5 protein-coding genes are annotated in these 6,843 nt (G+C 58.8%); 2 read left to right on the top strand and 3 right to left on the bottom strand.

What is annotated here, in order from left to right; translation table 11 throughout:
* Nucleotides 1-193: 193 nt before the first annotated feature.
* Both ccoS and ACRC1E_RS08855 read right to left on the bottom strand, forming a co-directional pair.
* Nucleotides 194-373 (bottom strand): cbb3-type cytochrome oxidase assembly protein CcoS, encoded by a 180-nt coding sequence (ccoS, locus tag ACRC1E_RS08860; RefSeq protein WP_438514737.1) that lies wholly within the window; start codon nucleotides 371-373, stop codon nucleotides 194-196.
* Nucleotides 373-2,802: a heavy metal translocating P-type ATPase gene (locus tag ACRC1E_RS08855; RefSeq protein WP_438514736.1), complete on the bottom strand. Its 2,430-nt coding sequence runs from the start codon at nucleotides 2,800-2,802 to the stop codon at nucleotides 373-375. Before ACRC1E_RS08855 ends, ccoS begins: the two co-directional genes overlap by 1 nt.
* A gap of 50 nt (nucleotides 2,803-2,852) precedes the next feature.
* Here ACRC1E_RS08855 and ACRC1E_RS08850 point away from each other — a divergent pair, with 50 nt between their 5' ends.
* Nucleotides 2,853-3,845, top strand: coding sequence for an NAD(P)H-quinone oxidoreductase (locus ACRC1E_RS08850; protein ID WP_438514735.1), 993 nt, complete (start codon nucleotides 2,853-2,855; stop codon nucleotides 3,843-3,845).
* A 124-nt stretch (nucleotides 3,846-3,969) separates the two neighbouring features.
* On the opposite strand, the gene ACRC1E_RS08845 is transcribed toward ACRC1E_RS08850, so the two are convergent.
* Entirely contained in the window at nucleotides 3,970-4,884 is a 915-nt protein-coding gene (locus tag ACRC1E_RS08845; protein ID WP_438514734.1) for a hypothetical protein, read from the bottom strand.
* Nucleotides 4,885-5,040: 156 nt separating this feature from the next.
* On the opposite strand from ACRC1E_RS08845, the gene typA reads away from it, so the two are divergent.
* Nucleotides 5,041-6,843 (top strand): translational GTPase TypA (typA, locus tag ACRC1E_RS08840; RefSeq protein ID WP_438514733.1); only part of this gene is annotated, 1,803 nt, incomplete at its 3' end.

Below are 6,843 nucleotides of genomic sequence, written 5' to 3'. Positions count from 1 at the left end.
GTTGGTAGAGGCCGCGTAGGCAACGCCGATCAGGAACAGCATGCCAATGATTGCCTGAAGAGTATTCACGGGGTGTGGCCTGTACGTAAGAGTTAGCGAAAACGGCGGATTCTACACCAAGCCATCGCCGCTTTAATCTTGCGAAGGCTCCCCATCTTCCTTTTAGCACAAGGGTATGATTATTTTTAGTAATTCAATCTTTATGGGTAGGTTTTGCGGCATCGGTACGGGGGCTGTCGTCGTCCATCATCACGCGGTGTGCCGGCCCTTCCAGATCGTCAAACTGTCCGGAGCGGGTCGCCCACCAGAAGATGGCGCCTATTAAAAACGCCAGCACCAGGCTCATGGGGATCAGCAAATACAGGCTTTCCATTAAAAATTCCTTTTGGCAAGGCGTAGTGCATTGCAGACCACCAGCAGCGAGCTGGCCGCCATGCCCAGGCTGGCAATCCAGGGGGTGACATGGCCACTCATTGCCAGCGGCAGCGCCAGCAGATTATAGATAGCCGCCCACCACAAATTCTGGTGAATGATGCGCAGCGTTTTTCTGGCCAGGGCAAAGGCGCCGGGTAACAGCGCCAGCCGGTCGCCCATCAAGACCATGTCGCCGCTGGCTGTCGCAACATCGGTGCCGCCCCCCATAGCGATGGAAACGTCGGCCTGCAGGAGTACCGGTGCGTCATTGATGCCATCCCCCAGCATCACGACCTTTTTGCCTTGTGCTTGCAATGCCCGCACATAGGCCAGCTTGTCTTCCGGCGTGGCCTCGGCCTTGACTTGGCCGATACCCAGTTGGCGGGCCAAAGTGTGGGCAGCCGCGTGGGCATCTCCGGATAGCAGGTGCAGGGTCAGACCGGCATTCTTGAGTGTGTCTAGCGTGTTGCCGGCATCGGCGCGCACCCGGTCACCAATGGCAAACAGGGCGAGCAGGCCGGCGTCACTGCCTAATGCAATGATGGTGTTGCCTGTCTGCCAGTCGTCGCTTGGGAGCGTACTGGCCGATAGTTGCGCGACGAAGTCCGGCCGGCCCAGTCGGTAGCGTACGCCATCCAGCATGCCTTCAACGCCTTGTCCGGCATGGTTGCTTAATTGGCGGTATAAGACCGGCGCGGTATGGCTGGCATTCAGTATGGCGCGGGCGATGGGGTGCTCGGAGCCGGTTTCCAGACCGGCCGCCAGTGCCAATGCCCGGGCCTGATCGGATTCGCCCAGCAAGCGGGTTTCTAGCAGGCGCATATCGCCATAAGTCAGGGTGCCGGTCTTGTCGAAGACCACATCGCTGGCGTGCGCCAGTGTTTCCAGTGCATGGCCGCGGGTCGTGAGTACACCGTCCAGCGCCAGATGGCCGGTGGCTGCTGCCAGTGCCGCCGGTGTGGCGAGCGATAGGGCACACGGGCAGGAAATGACCAGTACGGCGACGGTGATCCATAAGGCATGCTCGGGGTCATGCGGATACCAGTAGGCGAAAGTTCCGATCGCGGCGAGCAATAGCACGAGCACAAACCAGCTGGCGAAGCGGTCGGCAATTTCGGCCAGACGCGGTTTTTCCGCCAGTGCCTGATCCAGCAGGCGCACGATGCTGGCCAGACGCGTATTTTGGCCGGTGCCGCTGATGCGGGCATATAGCGGGCTGCTGGTGTTGACGCTGCCGGCAATCAGCATATCGCCGCTGTGTTTGCTGACCGGCTGGCTTTCGCCGGTGAGCAAAGCCTCGTTTAGCTGGCTTTCGCCTTCGAGCACGATGGCGTCGGCCGCCACGGTTTCGCCCGGGCGGATCAATAGCACATCGCCGGTCGAGAGCGTCGCGGCTGCGGCTTCATGGGTATCGCGGCTGTCCGGCCAGCCGCTGACTTTATGGGCGAAGGCCGGGATCAGTTTGACCAGACTTTCGGCGGCTGCGCCGGCGCGACGCCGTGCAATGCCTTCGAGGTAGCGCCCACCCAATAGCAGGAACACGAACATGGACACAGAATCGAAGTAGATGCCGTGTTCGATATGGTTGAGCAGCGCATACAGACTAGCAAAAAAGGTGGCCAGTATGCCGATGGTGACGGGGGTATCCATGCCGGGACGGTGGCGTTTGAGGTCACGCCAGGTCGCCTGATAAAACGGCAGGGCCGAGTACACCATCACCGGCAAGGTCAGGATCAGGCTGGACCAGTGCAGCATCCATAAAAAACGGGTTTCGATTTCGCCATCCGGAGCCAGATACACCGGCACCGCATACATCATCACCTGCATCATCGACAGGCCTGCGACCCACAGGCGGTTGAGCGATTGTTTGCGCTCTTTTTGCTGCAAGGCTTCCTGGCGGGCCGCATCGTAAGGATGGGCGCGGTAGCCGATGGCCGAGATCGCCTCCAGCAGGGTGGACAGCTTGATCCGGCGGCTATCCCAGCGTACGCGGGCGCGGTGGCTGGTGTAATTGATGTCGACCGACAGCACGCCGGCCTGGCGTTGCAAGTGCTGCTCGTTCAGCCAGATGCAAGCGGCGCAGGTGATGCCTTCTAGGATCAGCGAGGCCTCGCGTACATGTTCGTCCTCGATATGGACGAAGCTTTGCTGCAGTGCATCGCTGTCATAGAGACGGATTTGCTGCAGGATTTCATCGGGCAGGGCTTCGGCCTGACCGGCTTCGGTGCTGCGGTGCTGGTAATAATCGTCCAGGCCGGCATCGATAATCGTTTGTGCAACCGCCTGACAACCCGCGCAGCAGGCGGGTTTGGCTTGTTGGCGATAGTATATCGGGTAGTCGCAGCCGTCCGGGATGGGCAGGGCGCAGTGGAAGCAGGATTCTGTCATGGCGTGCTATTGTAACCAATTGGGATCAATTGGTGGTCAGAGGGATGCGTATGTTGATGCGTGCAGTCGTACAAAGTGGACCGGGTGGGGTCGGGACGCTGTCTATTTCCATGGTCGAAAAGCCGGTTGCTAGCGCAGGGCAACTCTTGGTGCGGGTGATGGCTGCGGGCCTTAATCGCGCTGATATTGTGCAGCGCGAGGGGCATTATCCAGCGCCGGAGGGTGCCTCGCCGATACTTGGGCTGGAAATAGCCGGTGTGGTCGAGGCTGTGGGCGGGCCGTCACGTTTCAAGGCGGGTGATGCGGTGTTCGGCTTGTTGCAAGGCGGCGCTTATGCCGACTACGCCTTGCTGGATGAGGCGCTGGCCATTCCCAAGCCCGATAGTATGAGCTGGGCCGAGGCCGCCAGCTTGCCCGAAGTGTGGATGACGGCATGGCTGAATCTGGTGGACGTGGCGGATTTGCAAGCGGGCGAGCGTTTTCTGGTGCATGCCGGCGCCAGCGGCGTCGGTGCGGCGGCCATTCAGTTGGCGTGCTTGCTGGGCGCCGAGGCGGTGGCCAGTGCCAGTGCCGATGAAAAGCTGGATTTTTGCCGTGAGCTGGGTGCAGTTCAGGCCTTTAATGCGCGACGCGAGCCGGTTTTCTCTGCCCAGATCAAGGCTAAGGGTGGGGTGGATGTCATTCTGGACCCGGTTGGCGGCAGTTATTTTCGCGAAAACCTGGCCTGCCTGAAGCCCGATGGGCGTCTGGTGGTGATCGGGATCATGGGGGGGCGCAGCGCCGAGCTGAATCTGGGCTTGCTGCTGGTGAAACGCTTGCGCATTATGGGTTCGACCCTGCGTAGCCAGCCTTTAGCCGTGCGTGAACGCCTGGCGCGGGCGCTGGAGCAGGTGGTGCTGCCGGCGATTGCAGCGGGCAAGGCACGGGTGACGCTGGATAGTATTTATCCGCTATCGGCGGTGGCGGATGCGCATCTGTATATGGAAGACAACAGTAATCTGGGAAAAGTGGTGCTGGATCTATCGCAAGTAATGCAAATGTAATTTTTATCGGCTATATTAACAGTCAGAAGGCATGAGGCTTTCTGATTTGGTATGGATGGGATTCGGGCGACGGCAACGTCGCCCATTTTTTTTGTCACGCCGGCGTGACGGCGTGACGCATGGTTTAGCGTGCCGGTGCCAGTGCCTCGATCAGTGCGACTTCCTGGGTGTAGGACAGCGTTTTGAGCTTGGCCAGCAGGGCTTCGGCATCCACCTTATGTTCGTGGTCCAGATCTTCATCCAGGATGCGGGCCTCTACCGCCAGCCACAGCCCGCGACAGGCGGCGGCGCCTTCAAAGTGTATGCCCTGCAATACCGCGGCGATCAGTTGTAGCTCGTTGTCGGCAAAACGGCGCGACAGCAAGAGTTGTTCGCGGCGGATGATTTCTGCGTAGCGCTCCAGCATTTCGTGGCTGCGCGCATCCATCTCGGCATGGGTGCCGGTATCGCTGGCGCCCGTGGCAGCTGCCTCGGTGGCGGCGTGGACAACGCGGGCAGGATCGAACCAGGCTTCTATTTCCGGTGCTAGCAGTGGCAGTTCATGTTGCCAGGTGGCATGCAGGTCTTCACGGAAGCGGCCATTATCGGTGAAAGACAGCTCGTCAAACGGCATCATGGGGGCGATGCCGCTACCCAGTTTTTCGCGCCCCACCAGGATGTCGCCGGCCTTGTTCTTGCTGACCGGGGTGCGCCAGTGGCTGTTTTCACCGGTGGCCAGATTGTCTACGCTCACTTCGATGCAGGGCAGTGCGCATTCGCTGTCATCGCCTTCGGTGATGAAGTGCAGCGTGATGTCGAACAACTCGTGTTTTTTGAGCTCCAGCAACTGCAGGCCGTCGCTGTAGCCGGCGAGTATGAACTTGCCCTCGGTTTCATAAACCGCGACATCGTGCTCGTTTTGAGCGGGCTTGAGCAGTCGGGCAGAAAGCTCGTCCGCCAGCGCGTTGACATCCGCTGCATGCGGTTTTTGCTGGGTTTTGAGGTCAAAACCGCTGCGGTAGCCCGCGTGCTGATGCCAGAGTGCATTCCAGTCGTACATGGTGTGTGTCCTGTGTTATTGGGGTCTGAAGCATGTATTCGGACCAATTGTCGGATACGGTATCTGCCTGACAGCAATACAAAATTTGGGAAAATGAGCGATGCGTGATACCATCGCCAGCTTAAATTTTCGTCCCCCTGTAGTAAGCAGAGACAAATGACCCGACAGATTCGCAACATCGCTATTATCGCTCACGTTGACCATGGTAAGACTACTCTGGTTGACCAATTACTTCGCCAGTCCGGCACCTTCCGCGACAACCAACAGGTTGTTGAGCGCGTGATGGACAGCAACGACCTCGAAAAAGAACGCGGCATTACCATTCTTTCGAAGAATACCGCGGTCGAATACGAAGGCGTGCACATCAATATCGTGGATACCCCGGGACACGCCGACTTCGGTGGTGAAGTAGAGCGCGTACTGGGCATGGTAGACGGTGTTGTACTGCTGGTCGATGCCGTTGAAGGCCCGATGCCGCAGACCCGCTTCGTGACCAAAAAAGCACTGGCACTGGGCCTCAAGCCTATCGTGGTGATCAACAAGATCGACCGTCCGGGCGCACGTCCGGATTGGGTGGTTGACCAGACTTTCGACCTGTTCGACAAGCTGGGCGCTTCCGACGAGCAGCTCGACTTCCCTATCATCTACGCGTCTGGCCTGAACGGCTTTGCCAAGCTGGAACTGGAAGAAGAGTCGGACAATATGCGTCCGCTGTTCGAAACCGTACTCCAGCATGTTCCAACGCCTTCCGGTGATCCGGAAGCACCGTTGCAGCTGCAAATCTCCGCACTCGACTATTCGACCTACACCGGTCGTCTGGGTCTGGGTCGCGTACTGAACGGCCGTATCAAGCCGGGTCAGGTCGTTGTAGTGATGAACCACGACGAGCAGGTTGCACAAGGCCGTATCAACCAGGTGCTGGGCTTTAAGGGTCTGGACCGCGTACCGGTTGAAGAAGCCGAAGCCGGCGACATCATCACCATCTCCGGTCTGGATGATATCGGTATCGGTGTCACCATCTGCGATCGTGATGCGCCAGTCGGCCTGCCGATTCTGGGTGTGGACGAGCCTACGCTGACCATGGACTTTATGGTCAACACCTCGCCACTGGCCGGTACCGAAGGCAAGTTTGTGACTTCGCGCCAGATCCGCGACCGTCTGACCAAAGAGCTGTTGGTTAACGTTGCGCTGCGCGTAGAAGAAACCGAAGATGCGGACCTGTTCCGCGTGTCCGGTCGTGGCGAACTGCACCTGACCATTCTGCTGGAAAACATGCGTCGCGAAGGCTTTGAAATGGCTGTTGCCAAGCCGCGCGTGGTGTACAAGGATATCGATGGCGTGAAATGCGAGCCATACGAAAACCTGACCGTGGATGTGGAAGATGTGACTCAGGGCGCTGTGATGGAAGAACTGGGTCGTCGCCGTGGCGAACTGACCAATATGGAATCCGATGGTCAGGGTCGTACCCGCCTCGAATACCATATCCCTGCACGTGGCCTGATCGGCTTCCAGGGCGACTTCATGACCATGACCCGCGGCACCGGCCTGATGAGTCACGTGTTTGACGACTACGCACCGGCCAAAGCCGATATGCCAGGCCGTCACAACGGTGTGCTGATCTCGCAAGACAACGGTGTAGCCGTTGCCTACGCGCTGTGGAAGCTGGAAGATCGCGGCCGCATGTTCCTGTCGCCAGGCGACAAGCTGTACGAAGGCATGATCATCGGTATTCACAGCCGTGATAACGATCTGGTGGTTAACCCGATCAAGGGTAAGCAGCTGACCAACGTACGCTCTTCCGGTACCGACGAAGCCGTACGCCTGATCACCCCGATCAAGATGACGCTAGAGTCTGCTGTCGAGTTTATCGACGACGACGAACTGGTTGAAATCACACCGCAATCCATCCGTATCCGTAAGCGTTTCCTGCAAGAGCACGATCGCCGCAAGAACCGCAAC

Origin of the sequence: Craterilacuibacter sp., assembly GCF_051659485.1 — a bacterium.
GTDB lineage: Bacteria > Pseudomonadota > Gammaproteobacteria > Burkholderiales > Chromobacteriaceae > Craterilacuibacter.
Note: the sequence above shows the minus strand (reverse complement) of the source record. Positions and strands in the feature narration are given on the sequence as shown.